The sequence below is a fragment of the Flavobacteriales bacterium genome, from assembly GCA_020635395.1.
Taxonomy (GTDB): domain Bacteria; phylum Bacteroidota; class Bacteroidia; order NS11-12g; family UBA9320; genus UBA987.
Window position 1 is genome coordinate 199,493 of the sequence record JACJZV010000003.1, and the last position, 18,454, is coordinate 217,946.

General features: G+C 36.4%; 15 protein-coding genes and 1 tRNA gene. 7 read left to right on the top strand and 9 right to left on the bottom strand.

Going from position 1 to position 18,454, the window contains the following annotated elements:
- Positions 1-705: an NTP transferase domain-containing protein gene (locus tag H6607_10260; GenBank protein ID MCB9262746.1), complete on the bottom strand. Its 705-nt coding sequence runs from the start codon at positions 703-705 to the stop codon at positions 1-3.
- Positions 702-1,730, bottom strand: coding sequence for a dehydrogenase (locus H6607_10265; GenBank protein ID MCB9262747.1), 1,029 nt, complete (start codon positions 1,728-1,730; stop codon positions 702-704). Before H6607_10265 ends, H6607_10260 begins: the two co-directional genes overlap by 4 nt.
- Positions 1,731-1,908: 178 nt before the next feature.
- On the opposite strand from H6607_10265, the gene H6607_10270 reads away from it, so the two are divergent.
- The 4 genes from H6607_10270 to H6607_10285 all read left to right on the top strand — a co-directional run bounded on the left by H6607_10270 (position 1,909) and on the right by H6607_10285 (position 5,787).
- On the top strand, positions 1,909-2,538 hold the full coding sequence (locus H6607_10270; GenBank protein MCB9262748.1) for a hypothetical protein: 630 nt from the start codon (positions 1,909-1,911) through the stop codon (positions 2,536-2,538).
- Between the two features lie 157 nt (positions 2,539-2,695).
- On the top strand, positions 2,696-2,878 hold the full coding sequence (locus tag H6607_10275) for a hypothetical protein (GenBank protein ID MCB9262749.1): 183 nt from the start codon (positions 2,696-2,698) through the stop codon (positions 2,876-2,878).
- Positions 2,871-4,229: an SAM-dependent methyltransferase gene (locus tag H6607_10280; GenBank protein ID MCB9262750.1), complete on the top strand. Its 1,359-nt coding sequence runs from the start codon at positions 2,871-2,873 to the stop codon at positions 4,227-4,229. The genes H6607_10275 and H6607_10280 overlap by 8 nt, the downstream gene beginning before the upstream one ends.
- Positions 4,222-5,787, top strand: coding sequence for a hypothetical protein (locus H6607_10285; GenBank protein MCB9262751.1), 1,566 nt, complete (start codon positions 4,222-4,224; stop codon positions 5,785-5,787). The genes H6607_10280 and H6607_10285 overlap by 8 nt, the downstream gene beginning before the upstream one ends.
- 9 nt (positions 5,788-5,796) lie before the next feature.
- Here the strand turns inward: H6607_10285 and ygiD are convergent, their stop codons facing one another.
- The 4 genes from ygiD to H6607_10305 all read right to left on the bottom strand — a co-directional run bounded on the left by ygiD (position 5,797) and on the right by H6607_10305 (position 9,057).
- Positions 5,797-6,672, bottom strand: a complete 876-nt coding sequence (gene ygiD / locus H6607_10290) for a 4,5-DOPA dioxygenase extradiol (GenBank protein MCB9262752.1) — start codon at positions 6,670-6,672, stop codon at positions 5,797-5,799.
- A 168-nt stretch (positions 6,673-6,840) separates the two neighbouring features.
- Positions 6,841-7,314 (bottom strand): hypothetical protein, encoded by a 474-nt coding sequence (locus H6607_10295; GenBank protein ID MCB9262753.1) that lies wholly within the window; start codon positions 7,312-7,314, stop codon positions 6,841-6,843.
- A gap of 33 nt (positions 7,315-7,347) precedes the next feature.
- Entirely contained in the window at positions 7,348-8,766 is a 1,419-nt protein-coding gene (locus tag H6607_10300) for a hypothetical protein (GenBank protein MCB9262754.1), read from the bottom strand.
- A gap of 217 nt (positions 8,767-8,983) precedes the next feature.
- Positions 8,984-9,057: transfer RNA gene (locus H6607_10305), tRNA-Met, on the bottom strand.
- Between the two features lie 252 nt (positions 9,058-9,309).
- On the opposite strand from H6607_10305, the gene H6607_10310 reads away from it, so the two are divergent.
- Positions 9,310-11,100, top strand: coding sequence for a hypothetical protein (locus tag H6607_10310; GenBank protein MCB9262755.1), 1,791 nt, complete (start codon positions 9,310-9,312; stop codon positions 11,098-11,100).
- Between the two features lie 31 nt (positions 11,101-11,131).
- Here H6607_10310 and H6607_10315 read toward each other — a convergent pair whose 3' ends face one another.
- Positions 11,132-11,572, bottom strand: coding sequence for a hypothetical protein (locus H6607_10315; GenBank protein ID MCB9262756.1), 441 nt, complete (start codon positions 11,570-11,572; stop codon positions 11,132-11,134).
- Positions 11,573-11,679: 107 nt separating this feature from the next.
- On the opposite strand from H6607_10315, the gene H6607_10320 reads away from it, so the two are divergent.
- Positions 11,680-11,967, top strand: coding sequence for a DUF2188 domain-containing protein (locus H6607_10320; GenBank protein MCB9262757.1), 288 nt, complete (start codon positions 11,680-11,682; stop codon positions 11,965-11,967).
- Between the two features lie 3 nt (positions 11,968-11,970).
- Here the strand turns inward: H6607_10320 and H6607_10325 are convergent, their stop codons facing one another.
- Both H6607_10325 and H6607_10330 read right to left on the bottom strand, forming a co-directional pair.
- Positions 11,971-12,702, bottom strand: coding sequence for a response regulator transcription factor (locus H6607_10325; protein ID MCB9262758.1), 732 nt, complete (start codon positions 12,700-12,702; stop codon positions 11,971-11,973).
- 73 nt (positions 12,703-12,775) lie between these two features.
- Positions 12,776-15,520: a histidine kinase gene (locus tag H6607_10330; GenBank protein MCB9262759.1), complete on the bottom strand. Its 2,745-nt coding sequence runs from the start codon at positions 15,518-15,520 to the stop codon at positions 12,776-12,778.
- A 408-nt stretch (positions 15,521-15,928) separates the two neighbouring features.
- On the opposite strand from H6607_10330, the gene H6607_10335 reads away from it, so the two are divergent.
- Positions 15,929-18,430, top strand: a complete 2,502-nt coding sequence (locus H6607_10335) for a T9SS type A sorting domain-containing protein (protein ID MCB9262760.1) — start codon at positions 15,929-15,931, stop codon at positions 18,428-18,430.
- Positions 18,431-18,454: the final 24 nt, after the last annotated feature.

Sequence of the window (18,454 nt, forward strand, 5' to 3'; positions counted from 1 at the left end):
TTAAAATTTAATTTGCTCAAAATATTGATTTGCTTTTTGATAATCTTCAGGTATTCCTATGTCAATAAAATAGGCCTCCTCGGCATACCCCCCAAAGCCGGATTTGGCAACTTCCTTTTGCAAAAACTGCTCTTCGAGCGAAAAACTTCCGTTGGGCGTATTTTTTAGAAAAAAATCCTTTTTGAAACAGTAAACTCCGGCGTTGATATGCCCCATTTTCAATGTCTCATCTTTTTCCTTGAATTCCGAAATATGATTTTGTTCCAGCTTCACCGTGCCGTATCTTGAAGGGTTTTCCATTTGTTTTAAAGCAATGGAAACATCAAAATTTTGGCTTTCATGAAACGTACAAAAATCTTTGAGAGAAACATCAAAAAAAGTATCACCGTTCAGCACAAGAATGTTGGGGGTATCACACTTTTTCATGGCCAATTTAATGCCCCCTCCTGTGCCTAATGGAGTTTCTTCTACCGCATATTCTATGGTTATGTTTTTATATCTTTGACCAAAATAATCCAAGATTACCTCATATTTATACCCAACGCTCAGTACAACCTTTTGCACGCCATTTTTGCTGAGTTTTTCCAACAAATAGGTAAGAAATGGCCTTTCTGCCACAATGGCCATTGGCTTTGGCACATCTTTAATAACCGATTGCAAACGAGTGCCTTTACCACCGGCCAATATAACCGCCTCTTGCATCATTCTTGGATAGAATAACTGTATAAACCGTTCATTGCAAACTCATACGGGGTGACCCTTCCATCCAACTTTGAAATAGCCTCTATTACATCGTATCGAGTATTTTCTGGGCAATAAAAGAACATAAAACCGCCACCTCCAGCACCCGAAATTTTGCCTCCATTGGCTCCTGCTCGCATTGCCGTTTCGTACAGTTTTTCTATTTCAGAATTGCTAATTCCTGTGGCCATTTTCTTTTTACTTTCCCAACCTCGATGCAAAATTTCGCCTATTTTATGCAATTCTCCTCGCAGCAAGGCTTCTTTCATTTTTATGCTTTGTTCTTTTACAATCAACGTAGCCTCAATTTGTTCTGTGGCATTTTTATTGACCGCCTTTACCTGTTTTTCAATGATTTCTGCCGATTCTCTGCTGGTTCCGGTATAAAATAAAACAATGTTATTCTGCAACTCTGCCACATATTTTTGGCGTATTCGGAGCGGGTTAACAATAACCTTGTCATCTTTATAAAACTCCATAAAATTAAAACCGCCAAAAGTGGCCGCATATTGGTCTTGTCTTCCACCGGCAAGTTTTAGGTCTAATCGTTCTATTTCATAGGCCAAATGTGCAATGTCATATTCTCCCAACGGCAATTTTAACCAATGCGTGAAAGCACCCAAAATGGCCACTACCAAAGTAGAAGACGAGCCCAAACCCGAACCCGGAGGGGCATCAACATACGTTATTAATTTAAAACCCGAAGGCACTTCGCCGAAATCTTTGACAATTCGGTTATATACTCCTTTTAAAATGTCCAACTTGCCATTTATTGGCAAATACTGGTCAAACGAACAAACAAGTTCCTCTTTTCTGTCTTTGGCAATTAACTCTATTTGATTTTGATGAGTGGGGATAATTGTGGCATGTGCATAAAGGTTGATGGTTGCATTCAAAATATTTCCACCATAAATGTCGGCAAACGGGCTTACGTCTGTGCCACCACCTGCCAAACCAATACGTAAAGGAGCTTTGCTTCGAATAATCATTTCGGCAAAAATAGTTTTAATCAGGTTAGAACCATTATTTTAAACACCGCAAATACCCGTCAATCATCATTTTTTTGACAAGACGAAGGCCAGTATCGTATAATTGAATCAGGCACATTACACCTCATGCTGTCGTAATATACTTTGAGAATTGTCGTTTTAACCAAAACCCAAGAAAATGAATATAAAAAACATATCCGTGCTGTTTTTCCTATTTTTATTTAGCCAACAATTGTTTGCCCAAGATTCGTCATTTATTAAAGTGCATTTTTTGTATGGCTCAAAACCTGCCAAAGGGTATGAAAAAGTCGAGTCGAAATGGTTTGGAGGAAAACTGGGTGGACATGTAGGAATAGAGATTGACAGCAACAAAATTCTTAACTTTTTGCCCTCAGGAAAATTTCACGTTTTTGCCCACTCAAAACAACGACATAGTCGGTTTGCCATTCACAACATAGATAACTTTTACAGTATCATGGGTGGAGATTCTGACAGTTGCAAATATTTGATTGTGAGCATACCTATTTCAAACAGCCAAAAAGAAGAATTATCAAAAATTAGTGAAAAATATTTGGCCAAAACACCCTACGATTACGCATTTTTTGGAACAAGATGTGGGGCGGCGGCATACGAAATTTTAGGCCAAATTGACATCGTAAAATCATACAGTCATCGAAAAAATTATATGAAAATATTTTACCCAAGAAAAATGAGAAAACAACTGATAAAACTGGCTACAAAGCATCATTGGACAACGGAAAACAGGGAAGGCTGCATTTCAAGAAATTGGGAAAAAGATAGGAAGTAAAGTTGACATTATTCGGGCTCTTTTCCTTGATTGAAAAGAGGCAGTATTACCCAAAAATTATCGTTTTGTTAATTAAATCTATATTTGCCGCAACAAAATAGATTAGAAATCAGTGAAGTTTAAATACTCTTATTTCACATTTGTTTTGCTATTCTGCATCACAAATTCAGCTTATGCCTACCTCGATCCGGGCAGTGGCAGTCAAATTTTACAAATGCTTGTTGCCGGATTGATAGGCGGTGCCTATGCCATCAAAATATACTGGCATCGAATTCTTAATTTTTTTAGAGGAAAATCATCAACCACTGATGACAGCTCGGAAGAAGTAGAAAATGATTAAACTATCGTCGTCGTTTCGCGACCCTTCAGGATATGTTTTTAAAAAAGATGACTTTGTTTATAGACATATAAGCAAGTCGGGCATTGAAAACTACGACCGTTTTATGCAAAATGGTCTTTACGAACAACTTGCAAAAAAAAAGTATCTTGTTCGGCACGAAGAAACGGAACGAAATGGCACTACGGCGGTCATAAAACCTGAGCAAATTAGCTTTATTTCATACCCATACGAGTGGTCGTTTAGTATGCTTAAAGATGCAGCTTTATTGACTTTAAACATACAAAAAGAAAGCATTCAAAAAGGTATGAGTTTGAAAGATGCCTCGGCCTATAATGTTCAATTTGCCAATGGTATCCCCATTTTTATTGATACATTGTCTTTTGAGCCTTACCAAGAGGGCAAACCCTGGGTGGGATACAAACAATTCTGTCAGCATTTTTTGGCACCCCTTGCCTTGGCTTCTTATGTTGATATTCGATGTTTGCAACTTTTAAAGAACTATATAGACGGCATTCCGCTTGATTTGGCATCAAAACTTTTACCGGTAAAAACGAAGTTCAAATTTTCGTTGGCCACACATATACATCTGCATGCAAAATCACAATTGAAATATGCCGACAAACAAACCAACCAACACAAAGGCCGTGGCGTGAGCAAAATGGCCATGCTTGGTTTGATTGACAACCTAGCCAACGGCATTAAATCGTTGCAATGGAAACCCAAAGGAACTGAGTGGGGCGAGTATTATACATTTACCAATTATACCGACAATAGCTTTGATGCAAAGAAGCAATTGGTAGAAAAATATATTGACCAAACAAATGCAAAAAGCCTGTGGGATATGGGTGCAAACGATGGAACATTCAGCCGCATTGCAGCCGATAAAGCCATTGCTACCATTGCCTTCGACATTGACCCTATTGCCGTTGAAAAAAACTATATGCAAGGCAAAAAAACAAAAAAGCCCATGCTGCCTTTGCTGCAAGATCTTACCAATCCGAGTCCGGCATTGGGTTGGGCAAACATTGAACGAGACAACCTTGCCACCAGAGGTATGGCGGATGTGGTTATGGCATTGGCATTGATTCATCATATTGCCATTAGCAACAACGTTTCGTTAGAAATGGTTGCAAAATACTTTTCTACTTTAGGACATTTTTTGATTATTGAGTTTGTGCCAAAACAAGACTCTCAAGTGCAAAAATTACTTGCCACCCGCACGGATATTTTTGAACATTATCATGAAACCGGATTTGAAAATTCATTTAATAATTATTTTGAGATTTTAGAAAAAAATAAGGTCGGAGACTCGCACCGAACCCTCTATCTGATGAGAAAGAAACATGTTTAAAAAATTTCCGTGGCATACACTTTTTTTTGCCGCTTATCCGGTTTTGTTTTTGTATGCACACAATGTAGAGATTGTAAAATCAAAAGAAATAATTAAACCTTTGACTCTCGTTTTATTGGGAACCGCAGTTGTTGCATTTGTTTTCTTTTTATTTTTTAAAAACCGAATAAAAGCGGGCATCTTGGCATCAATTACTGCACTTTTGTTGCTCAGTTATGGGCTATATCACGAAAAATTGCATACTCTCAGTATTCCCTTTTTTACAGGTTCAATTCGTTTTGATTATAATTTTTACAAATGGGCAAGCCTCGGCATTTTTTGCGTAGTAGTATGGCGATTATACAAAACCAAATCTGATTTGAAAAACATAAATGGCCTGCTAAACATTGTTTCGTTGGTACTTATTTCTTTCTCTTTTTTCGAAATTATCCAATATCATTCCAAAAAACATTCCATACAAACAATTCAAAATGTACCTCAAATTATTGAAAAAGAGAATGTTAAAACATTGCGACCCACCATTTATTATTTTGTAATGGATGCCTACACCCGAAACGATGTTTTAAAAGAATATTTCAATTTCGACAATTCGGCCTTTACCGATTATTTAAAACAAAAGGGATTTTATCTAGCAGATAAATCTATTTCAAATTATGGTCAAACGTTTTTGAGCTTGCCGTCTTCACTCAATATGAGTTATTTAGATTCTATAGCCAACGCATTTGGCGAAGATTTTGAAGATAGGTGGGCCATAAACGACTATTTGCAAAACAACAAAGTGCTTTGCACCTTAAAATCACAGGGATATAAATCTGTGGCCTTTGATGCCGCCATGTTTGACGTGGTTTTTCTTACCTCGGTTGATAAATTCATAAACACCCCCGGAACCGAATTTAGCATGTTTTCGGTTGAGTTATTAAACAACTCCATTCTTACCGCTTTTAAAGATAAAAAGCAAAAAGCAAAAACCATTGGTAATCCGGAAGATTTTCACCGAAAAAAGATTTTAAACGCATTTGAAAAGATAGAAATGCTGTCAAAATCGGACAAACCACATTTTGTGCATGCCCATGTTTTGGCACCTCACCAGCCATTTTTGTTTGACGAAAACGGCAATGCACAAGAAATAGACTACAGCTATCGTATATGGAAGCCACTAAAACCTGATTCTGACAATGCCGAATACAAAAAAGGCTATATTGGTCAATTAAAATTTGTCAACAAAAAGCTAATGAAAGCCATTGATGAAATATTGGCCAACAAGTCGCGTCCGTCTATCATCATTATTCAAGGCGACCACGGCAGTTGCTCGGAATTGAGGAATTATTTGGGTTTTGAAAACAACGATTTTAAAGAGCGTTTTTCCATTTTGAATGCCTACTATTTCCCCGACCAAGATTACTCGATGCTGTATGACAGTATTAGCCCTGTAAATTCATTTAAAGTAGTGCTAAACAAATATTTCGATGGAAACTATGAATTAGATGAAGATCGGGCTTTTTTTAGCAATTGGGATAAACCATACAAAATGTATGACGTTACGGATAGCATCAAATAACCGTTTGGGCTAAACAGACAGCTCTCCCACCCCCACAGATGTCATGGTAAGTGAGCCGCCGATGGCCTTGTCGTTAAAGATTTTGACATCGTCTTTGTCATTTTTCAAACCCAAAACATAGAGAAGTGGTAAATAATGCTCCGGTGTTGGAATGGAAAGTTCAAACGCTTTTCCTTGTGCTTTAAAATTGATTAAAGATGCATGATTACTGGTTTTAATGAACGATTTCATTTTTTCGTTGGCTTCCAACGCCCAGTCATAGCCATATTCAGGCTCCTGCAATTTGTTCCAAGCCACCATGCCTAAATTATGCACCATGTTGCCGCTACCAATAATCAGTACACCTCGTTTTCTAAACTGTTGCAACTCCGTAGCCAACTCATAATGGTATTGTGCGGGTTTTGAATAATCAATGCTCATTTGAAAAACCGGAACATCCGCCATCGGATAAAGATGTTTTATTACCGTCCACGCCCCGTGGTCTAACCCCCATTGATAGTCGAGGCCAATTTCTGTTTTCTGTACTTCTTGCTTTACCTTTTCGGCACACTCAGGGCTACCGGGTGCAGGATAGTTTATCTCATAAAGCTCTTTGGGGAAACCACCAAAATCATGTATTGTTCGGGGTGTGGGCATGGCAGTAACCAACGTTCCTTTTGTTTCCCAATGTGCCGAAACACATAAAATTGCTTTAGGTTTTGGCAACGATTGACCAATGGAGCGAAAGGTTTTCACAAAATCATTTTCTTCAATAGCGTTCATTGGGCTGCCATGACCCAAAAAAAGAGCCGGCATCAATTTTTCAGACATACTGTTCTTTTTTGCTTTTTGTTCTTGTTTTTCATGAATAGTTGAGTCTGTTTTAATGATTGGTTGATTTGCCATTATGGTATCTATTTGCACACCACTGGTATCTATGATAGAATTGCGTGCCAATGGTTCATTACTCCAGGCATCTATCAATTTTTTTATTCCAAAAAACGTTATTGGAACTCCCGCCATTAAAGCAATAAACTTTTTTCTATTCATAAGTCATTACAACTAAAAAATGCCCTATTTTGTTTGCCTGCCGGTATAAAAAGAAAGGATAGCCAAACCGAGATATGAAACCAATTTTATGTAAAAAACTACGCCGGTTTGGTGGTACGGTTCGGGAGAATATAATTGTTCGGAAGCATCAAGTGGTGGGTACATTGTCCAACCACCGCTACTGGGTTTGGAAAGAGGAAAAAACCCAGAAACAAAATCAAGAATAAATTCAAACCTTGCCAAGAAAAGAATAAAAAACAAGATTAGAATGATGTTTTGCTCCACCCCACGAAACAATTTTAGAGCCGATTTTATTAGAAAAACAAAAAAAGTAGCAACTATAAAACCATAACCTACCAAAGTAGATTTTGTCAAAACGATGTAGGTATCGTGCAGTTGATATGATGTAGGAATATTTACCGTAAAAACCACCCCAATACATAAAATAAAGATACCCAATACCCAAATGAGTTCCGAAAACAATTCGTTTTTGTTCATACCGAACAAAGGTATATTATTTGGAAATAGTGGTTAAAATAATTGGTAGCTTAGGCCAATATGGATGTTGTAATAGTAATTGTCTGATGCTTTTTTCAAGGCTTTTACTGGGCCAAGCATTTGAATTATGGTTTCGAAACTTGCCGTTGCGTTTATATTTAATTGGGGCGAAAACCAATGATAATACACTGAAGTAAACCTCGGAAATATTGAACTTAATTTTAAGGTTTCTATTCGCTTGTGGTTTAAATCAAGACTGATTTGCGAAGTAAAAATATTTCTGGTATTGGGTTGAAATAGATAATTAAAACCTGTACCGAAATTTGTTTCGATATAAAAATTCGAGAAATCCTCATCTAGTCTTTTATCTATTTTACGTATTGGGGCAGTTTGAGTAACATTATCACTACTTCGAAAAGGAAAGTTTACACCACCTTGAAAGTGAAAGAAATAACCGAACTGTTCATACAACGATCTTTGGCTTGAAGATTCATATTTTGAATGTATAAAATATGAAGGGATAACATTTTGTTCGGCACTATAGGAATATACTTTGCCCGTGTCTGAATAAGTTAAAACATTATCTATTTTGCGTTGGTAATAACCATACATTTGAGAATAATGTGTCCACCTACTTCCCGAATATCTGTAAAATCTGTTTGCAAATTGCCAGTTATCATACAAAATAGAATAGTAGTCGATGTTTTTGTCAGCTGAAATTCCATTTACCGACAATATACTGTCCAAAGCTTTTATCTGTTTTTTAAGTCCTATTCTCGAATCAAGATATCGAGCATTTCTAATTTCGGTAATTCCTTTTGCCACTGATTCAATCTGTTCATTTGAATAATCAAAATCCTTATTAGATTTTAAATTTTCCAAAATAAACATGGCCTGCACAGCATCGGTAACCATATTTAAACGTCCATTACCAAAACCAAACGCAAAACTCATGGGCATTGCGATTGTATAAGAAGTATAGTAAATATGTAGTGGTTCCAAATTTTCAAAACCGCTCCAATTATATGTTGATACTAAATTAATCTCACGATATTTAAACCGCTTTTCTCTGTATTTTCTTGTGTCGGTTAATATTCCAAATGTTGAAGAATTAGTTATATCGGAATTGCCCTTTAGATTATTAATTACGGTATTGTGTTTTGAAAAATCCTGAAAAACCAAAAGATTCATATTTCGTTGCACCAAATCCGTATTCATTAGAACAAAATAAGATGGATGTAGTCCAAACCTATTGGTTTTGCTGCTTTGATTAATGCTTCTTGTAAAATCGACCCCCTTACCAGCAGATGTTAGATCAAAATCAAGATTAAACCCTTTGTATTCCTGATACCTTGCTTGAAAATGATTCAAATCATATTTTTGGCCAAAAGCCATAGCCGATAAGATGCACATAAACGCAATAAACACGGCATTTTTGATGGTTATTAACATGTAATTATTTGTTTAAATTATTTCATTTTTGTTAACTCGACTCTCTAAAGCTATAGAAATCAATGGGTAACAAATGTATGCACTTTTAAGCCTTTACGAAAATTAAAAATTATTTTAAGCGTTTTCAGATTGAAACCATCTGATTGAAGCGTCTCAAATTCAATATTCGTTTGAGTAAAAACAAAAAGCCCCACTCAAAGGCAGGGCTTTTTACCAGTAGCGAGGAGCAGGATCGAACTGCCGACCTCCGGGTTATGAATCCGACGCTCTAACCAGCTGAGCTACCTCGCCGAAAAAGGAGTGCAAAATTATCATTTTGAATTCTTTTTACAACATTTTTTGGAACAAGATTTTTAGTCCGCAGATTCAGCTCTTGAATGACATACTTTGATAAAGAGGCATGGTAGTTAGTTTATCATTTATCCATTTTTCTTTCATAATTATAATGTCAAACCTATCAATGTGTTCTTCATATTCCGGCCTTATCACCTATCCTTGAAGGCATTATTTCACACAGTTATAAAATAATGCGTTATTTGTGATGTGAATTTAAAACAAATTGGATGGATCATTGCAAGTTGTTTTTTTGTGGCCTGCGGCAGAAGTTTTGGCGACAAACCACTTTTAAAATCCGTAAAATCAGAAAAAGTTTCGCCAAAAGTTAAATCGCAAATTGATGAAAAAATAAAAACCGCAAAGCAACTTTTTGATAACGAAAATTCTTTACAGGAAACCATCAAACTCTTGAAAAAAGCCAACGAATTATCTACTCAACACATTTACAACCAAGGAATTATCATATCCACCTACGAACTCGGTAAAGTATATTTATCTCTTTCTGACAACGCAAATGCCACCAAATATTTTTACGCCTCCATGAGAGAGTCTCATAACCTGAAAGATTCGACCAGCGAATCAAACGCCTATTTGGGTTTAGGTTTAGTAATGTATAACTTAAACAAATGGGAAGAGGCTATTTCCAATTTTGAATTGTCACTCAACTTTAACCCAAAACAGAAAAATCAAATTGGTTCATCAACACAGGAATACCTTTTAGCACTTTGCTTTTTTAGACAAAATGAACTTGAAAAATCAAAGCAAATGCTGGAAAAAGTGCAACATTTTGCAAAAAAAAATAACGACTGGGGGCGTGTTTCAGAAACGCAGCTTTACCTAAATAATATTTCTTCGATAGAAAATCTGGATAAAAATGTACTGACCGTGTATGATACCCTTTTAACAAGGTTTCAAAAAGCCAACGAAAAAGTAGGTGTATGTTATACCTTAGAGGGAAAAGCCAGGGCACTTCTCAAATTTGGCGAAACACAAAAGGCCGTTCAAGTTGCACTTCAATCATTAAATCTGGCTCAACAACTTGAAATGAATTTTCCTTTACAATCCATTTACGATATAGTTATAGAATCTGAATACAAAATTGGAGACTATAAAAATGCCGCCACTCACATGCTTGAGTTGAAAGACCTTAAAAAACAAACCAATGCTGAAAACGCTAACACGGACGTGGTATTACTCATGGCTGATTTCGAATTTGATAAAAAAGAGGCTGACTACAATGCCAAAATACTGCTCAAGAGTAAACAGCAATTCATTTTTTTGATTCTTACCATTGCATTTTTTATTGGAGGTGCAATCATTTTTGTGTCCAGAAAGAGTATTGTCAGAGAACGCAAGAGGTCGGATGATTTGTTGCACAATATTTTGCCTGAAGATACGGCCAAAGAGCTTAAACTAAATGGTTTTGCCGGAGCAAAAGCCCATAGCAATGTTACCATCGTTTTTGCCGATGTAAACAGTTTTACCAAAATAGCCAGCACATTAAAACCGGAAGTTTTGGTAAAAATGCTCGATTCTTATTTCGGCAAATTTGATGATATAATAAAATCTTATCACGGCTCGATAGAAAAAATTAAGACCATTGGTGATGCTTATATGTTCGTGGTCGGTCTTGCTCGTGGAGGCCAAAACGATGCTCACAATGCGGTAAAAGCATCAATGCAGATGCTAAAAGCGGTTGATGAATCTAAAATTGAGATGCAAAATAGGTTCGGCTGTCATTTTGAATTTAGATTTGGGATACACACAGGCGATGTGGTTTCAGGAGTGGTAGGTAGCGTAAAATATGCATTCGACATTTGGGGCGATGCCGTTAATATAGCCGCAAGAATGGAAGAAAATGGAGTTCCGGGTCGGATAAACGTGTCTGAAAAGACCTACCAACTCATCCAAGATGATTTTGAATTTGAATCGCGTGGTAAAATAACGATGAAAAACCGTGGTAACATAGGAATGTATTTTGCCGAGCAAAAAGCATAAAACCACTTTGATTATATCTCATGAAAATAGGCTAATTGCACATCACTGGACAAAACGAGGCACTTCCCGTTCTCAATGCTTCTGTGGCATCACTTTTTTTGTAAAATATAACTCCGATTTGATCAGCACCCTCGGTACTTTGCGTAAGATAGAACCTAAATTTTATCAAATCATCAGCCCCCAGACCACATACTTTGTTCAGATTACTTTTACTAATTACTCCTCCAATGGTAGTGTTTGAGGGCAATCCATTTTTATCCACAAACCCAGTTTTATAGGCCGATATGAGGGCATTGGCGGCTTCCGTCGTAATAAATTCACCCTCTTTTGAAGGATCGTTTGAACTTTGAGTTTCCGTTGTTTTTGGTAATGCTTCATTATTTTTAGAAATAATTTTCGGAGCATTAAACACCATGAATCCTATCAAAAGACCAAGCGATAATCCAGAAAAAAATTTGATGTTAGACTTCATAATAACTGTAATTTTAAAAGTCAAATCTATTGATTTTTTATTTAACCCTTATTTTACCCCCGTAAAATCTAAGGGGTCTTTTAAATTTGTTGTCTAAAAATTATACAATGGCAGATATTAGAACTTCTTCCTTTTGGCTTGACCTTCTTAAAAAAATATTCAAATCAATTTTAAGAAGAAAAGGGATTTCTACCACCAAACAAACACACAATCAACATGTTGTGCCTTTTGAAGACGGTTGGGCTGTTCGGGGCGAAGGAAATGAGCGAATTACCGCTTCGTATAACTATCAGGAAGATGCCATTGACAGAGCAAAAGAAATTGCCAAAAATTATCAATCATCGGTTATTATTCATCGAAAAGATGGCACCATTCGTGATCGGATAAATTTCTAAATATCATCTCAGTCCAAATTTAGACAACGCTTCGATAAAAGCAGGTTTTTTGCGGTATGAAACAACAAGAGCATCGCCATTTTCTAAGATTAATTCATTTTTTTTTGTTTCAAATTGTTTCACTTTTCCGAGTTGAACAAGTGTGCCATGATGAATTCTAAAAAAATGATTGTCTTTCAAACATAACTCATAATGTCTTAGATTTTTTGATGAAATATGGCAGGCTCCATCAACCAAATGAATTTTTGTGTAGGTACCTGAAGCCATTAAATACAGTATATCCTCCACTTTTATTATGATTTTACTCCCTGTTTCGGATATAATAAGTTTATCCTTGAGGGCATTTTCATCTTTTTCAGAACCTTCTTCGGGGTTGGCATCTTTCTCTATCTTTACCCTGTTTATGGCTTCCCTTAATTCGTCGGGGTCGATGGGTTTTAACAAATAATCTACTGCATTTAGTCGAAAAGCTCTAATTGCAAAATCCTTGTAGGCAGTGGTAAAGATTATGTTTGTTTTTACCAACTCTAATGTTTCCAAAAAATTGATGCTATTCAGCCCCTGCACCTTTATGTCGCAAAAAAGAATGTCCACTTTCAGTTGTTGCAAATCTGATGCGGCATCTCCCAGTTTGTCGGCATAGCCCACAATGTTAATTTCTGGGTGATTTGTGCGAAGTAAATCACTTAAATATAACATGCTTTTGGCCTCATCTTCAATAATATACGCATTCATATCTTTCTATTTATAGGTAATTTTTAATACACAGGTGGTTCCGGTTTTAAACTCGCTATCAACTTGGATTTCATTATTGGTAATATCCAATTCCACACTTATTTCTTCCAATCTGTTGATGGCATCTATTCTTTTTTTTGATATTCCCCAAAGCTATTGAGTCAGATTTTGATATCAACGAAGTGTCAATTCCAACCCCATTATCAATCACTTTTATGACAAGAGTTTGGTTTATTTCGCTTAACGAAATTTGCAACATTGGATGAGAAATGTTTTGCCTTATTAATCCATGCTCAATGGCATTTTCTACCAAAGGCTGCAAAAACATAGTAGGAATTTCGTGATGTGTAGAAACGTTTGAAGGCAAAATTAATTGATACTCAAACTTATTTGGGAAGCGGAGTTGCTCCAATTTTACAAAATCTTCAATGTTTTTTAATTCCACATCCAGCGGCACAAAACTGTCTTTTGAGTGATCAATGAATTGCTCAATAACACTGGTAAACTGATTGAGATACTTGTTGGCCGACTCCCTTTGCCCTTGATAAATTAGGGATTGGATAGAACTCATACAGTTTCTTAAGAAATGTGGATTCATCTGAGATTGAAGACTTATAATTTTATGATTGGCATCAATCAACTCTACTTCTCTTTGCAAATGCTTTTCAGACATTCGAAGCCTATACGATCTAAAAAATGCATAGGTAATTAAGCCTAAAATAATGATAGAAATGATTAATTGAAACCAAAGATACTCATGCAGCGGCCCGACAACCAAAAAACCTAAACCTTCTGTTGGAGACAGTTTATCACCAACTGATTGGGCAAAAAATAGCGAATATTTACCCACCCCAGGCTTGTGAAATCGGACGGTATTGGTAGATAATTGAAACCAATCTTTTGACGAATTTTCGGCTTTGTACAAAAAATTGCCATAAGAATAACTTGGGTCGAATATGGTAAAAACTATTTCGGAATATTTCGATTTGAGTTTCAAATTGTCCAAATTTCGATAGACGCTATCAGGGGTTTTTACCGCATAAACAATAGGTTTTACCAATTGTTGTTCTGGTATATTTTTTAATTGAAAAACATAAATACCAATATCATTAATGAAATAAATATCATTGTCTATTACCTGCAAATACCGAATGTTTGAGTTAAAAATCTTGTCGTTAAAATAGATTTGATTTTTTTTAATAGAGAAGTCGGCATTAATGGTCAGGATAAGAATTCCCTTCAGTGAAGAGATTATTAGTTGATTTTTATTATAGGTAACATGATTTATCCTAAAATCGGCATCCAACATATAATGCCCAATTATTTTGTCTGTTTTTATATCTACAATATTCAACTCGTTTGAATTCGAAACGGTAATTAGTTTATTATCAGGCAACAAGTGCATAAACATTAGTGGCTTATTTTTTAAAACATCCAGGTTTTGCACAGGTTTCATTTGATTGTGTTCATAAATTATCAACCCATCAAGTCCGCTGCCCAGCATCAGTCCGTTTAAATTATTTGACAAACAATAGACCCGCCTTGAATAAATGAGCTGAAAATGGTGGCTCTCATCATTCAATGCTTTGTGATAAACTCCATGATTGGTGGCCACAAATATTCCGTCATCCCCTTTTGATAAATCTTTGATGGCAGCATTGATTACCATGTATGTTTTTTTTGTTTGATAATCTATTCTGTACAATCCTCCATCGCTGGCTATATAGCAGCCTTTTTCATCCTCCAAATAATCTCGTATAAGACACCTATTTCGCGAATTGTATTTTATCAACTGGTTGTTTAATACAAATGATCCATCATTTAACCCAACAATATCGGCCTTACCCTTAAAAAAACTTATGGCGGGTTTTTGAGAAACATCAAATTTATCGATGCACTTAATATTCTGAAACCTTGATGGGATAAGGAATAGTCCGGTTTCGAATGTAGTAACCCAATAGTTGGAAAAGGCATCTTTAACAACGTTGGTTACCTTCGTTTTTTCATCGAAAAACACTTTCAGTTGTTCTGTTGCAAAATCATATTTATACAGTTTTTGGTTTACAAACACAAACATCTCATTTTGAGTTCTGAATATTTCGGCATCGCTAAATGAAATATTGTCGTCAAAAATCATCAATTGTTTCGATGATTGGTTGCTCTTTTTATGGAGGTAAATTCCGGATTCATTCATATAGATTCGAGAATCACCAACCTCAAACTTACTTATCATCTCCAAAAAATTTGGTTCGGGAAGTTCTTGAACCTGATTTTGACTATTAATTTTAAAAAGACTCTCGTTTACAACTACATATAAATTGTTGTCAGATACCCACATGTCGCAAACAGATCTGTTTACCAATTTCAAATCAATTTGTTTGAAAACGTTGCCTTCTAAATACATTAAATTGCCACCGTGCCCCACGTATAGCTTTTCGTTGTAAACCACCATAAAAGCCACAATAGACGATAGCTTTTGGGGTATCCATAGGGTATTGTGATGGTCGTAAGTTTTTCCGTCCTTAATATAAAAAGGTTGAGCCGAAGAATTGACACCCCAAAGCCTGTTTTCGTTGTCGTGCATAATAAACAACACATCGTTATTTTCTACAGAAAATTTCTCGACGTTGTAACCGTTAAAAGAGCAAACCCCATTATCGGAGGCCAACCAAACAACATTGTTATTATCCAAACAAATGTCGTAGATGTTTAAACTCGGAAAACCAGCATTCAAATCAAAGTTATAGGCAATCTGGCTATACCCTTTTGAAGTAAAAAAGGTAAATAATACAACCCAAAGTCTTAAATAATATCTCATCAATAGCAACAGAGCTTCTCGACCAAAATCATTCCATTAAAAAAATTTGGATAATAAATTCTACTGAACACCTTTTAAAAAGAAGGCTCAATTCCAATGGCTCAGTGCTTATCAAAAAAGATGGTTTGCAACTGAAATTCCAAACTTTAGAATAGCTTTCCAAATTTGAAAACAATATTAAAACGTTTTAGATTAGTTTCCCTACAACTTTAACCACAGTTACAAGTTTGCAATTAACACTTACAAAAACAATCATACACTTAAAATATATAACCAAACAATTGTTGGTTTTGACAAATATTAGGTATGTTAATTGCCCATTACCGAACAACAGTATTAAGTAATAGTATTATGAACTTTTTTAGCAACAACTTTTTCCGAATTGCTTTCACCCTAATGTTTACTGGAATGTCGCTGATTGGAATGTCACAATGTTCTCCACTGGCAGTAAATAGTTACACGTGCAACACTACTTTCTGCGAAAATACGAGTTACTGTCCTGGCCAAACCACTTGGTTTACGATTGCTCTAAACGGCACCGCAACGGGGGTTAAAATATACGACAACAGTACCGGAACTGGTACGCCGGTTGCAACCTTTACAGGAAGTGCTTCTTTTTATAGTGGCTATATTCCAATTCCTGCCACCAGTTCTAATTATTATGTATTTGTATTGGGTGCGGGAGGTTGTCAATTATCATCATCTTCTTTGGCTTATAGTTTTACCATTAATACTCGACCCACAGGAAAACCTTCTGGATTAACGGCTACACCAGATCCGGTTTGCAGTGGCAGTAATATTACTTTAAGTGCAAATACTCCTCCATCTGGTTATAGTACAAAATGGTCAACTGCCCAAATTTGCGGAATGGGAAGTGGCATTGGTGGCGAATACACAGGAAATACCATTGATTATACAGAAACAAACTTTACCAGTTTCGACGTAACCAAAACGATGTATGCCTATTACTATGACCCTTCTACACAATGTCGTGGTGAAGCCACAGCCGTGAGTTATACTGTTAAAAAGGATTTTATGGACTGTAATGGTGTATCCTATTCAAGCACAACGGTAAACACTAATACCAACATTACATACAACGCCACCGGAGTGGCACCTGCCGGTTCTACCTATTTTTGGGATTTTGGCTCGGATGCTACTCCTCAAACCAGCACTTCTTCAAGTGGCAGTGTTAAATGGTCAACTGCTGGGGCAAAAAATGTTACACTTACAGTTACCTACAATGGTTGCAGCGAAGAGTGTCCTCAAGTAATAAACGTGGTGCAGGCATGTCCAACGGCGGTTATCACTGCCCCAACATCAAACTGCCTTAGCCTTGCAACCTCTATTACTGCGGTTTATCAAGGCACTGGAGTGACTTATACCTGGAATTTTGGATCGGGTGCAAGCCCTACAACGGCTTCTGGTATCGGCCCTCATAATGTAACTTATTCAACTACTGGAACAAAAACCATTTCGTTAACTACATCCAAATCAGGGTGTTCTAATTCTAATGCAACAAAATCGATATCAATTGGAAGCAATTTTTCAACACCGACTATAACAGGTCCAACTACGGCTTATGCAGGTGTTTCAGAAACATTTAGTGTGAACACCGTAACGGGTGCATCATACACGTGGCTACCCGATGGTGGAAGCATTACCGGTTCCGGCAATTCTGTTGGTATTTCGTGGCCAAACTCAGGTGATTACGTAATTGAAGCCAAAGTAAACAATGGTTATTGTGAAAAAAGTGATACTCACAACATTTCTATTTTCAATGCCCCTTGCTATCCATCTTTTACCAAAATTGGAAATCTTACTTTGGGAACAAACATGAATGGTTATACATTTACGGATGGAGCCGGAACAACGGCTACATTTGGAAGAAGTGCCGCAGCATCAGGAAATAGTTTTCATAATCTTGGTGGCACATTAAATTTTCCTCGAGGTGGCGACACATGTGTTAAATGGTCAAAATTTGCCAATATGACATGGGACTCTGCATGGATAATTTTCAACGGTGATGTGTCAAATATTTCTTTTTCTATCAGAGATTTAGACAAAAACGGTAGCTCATATATGGATTCGGTTTTTGTGGTGATGTATGCCGCAAACGGCACAAAATACAATTTAGATGATTTTGATTATACCGCACACCCCGGAGTAGGTTTAAAAGGGCAAGTTTTTTATAGCATAACCAGCAACGAATCTTACGCTACCAATGGGTGCGATATAGACATTTCCTTGAAATCCGGTTTAATGGCAAAAAAAGTGGTTATCTATCGACGAAATAATGGCATCAATGCGAGCTATGCATTGGATATTGGTATATCTGAATTAGACTGGTGTTCTATCAACCCACTTCCGGTAGAATTTGTCTATGCCAACGGAAGAAGAATTAGCGAAAATACCGTGTCCATTAATTGGGCTACTGCCAACGAAATAGAAAACGACCGTTTTGTGATTGAGCGTTCAGAAAATGGAACTGATTTTGAAGAAATTGGTACTGTTTTAGGAAATGGCAATTCACAACAAATTCTTGAATATAGCTTCTTGGATAATTTTGCTTATCAACCCAACTTGTTCTATAGAATTAAGCAAATAGACTTTAATGGCAATTTTGAATATACCGATGTAATCACGGTTAGTCAATCAGTTAGTAATGAAGTTGTTTTATTCCCCAACCCTGCGGACAAGGTTTTGAACATAACTTGGGATAAGGCCATACAAACAGAGTCAATAGAAATAGTTTCGACTCATGGTCAGGTTATTTGGTCAACAGATAATTCAGAAAATCTTCACCATGTTTCAATAAATTTAGACGACTTCGGCCATGGCATTTATATAGTAAAAATTACACAAAAGAACGGAATCGCACAATTTCATCGATTTATAAAATCTGAATAATACAAAACTACTTCTTAATTGCTA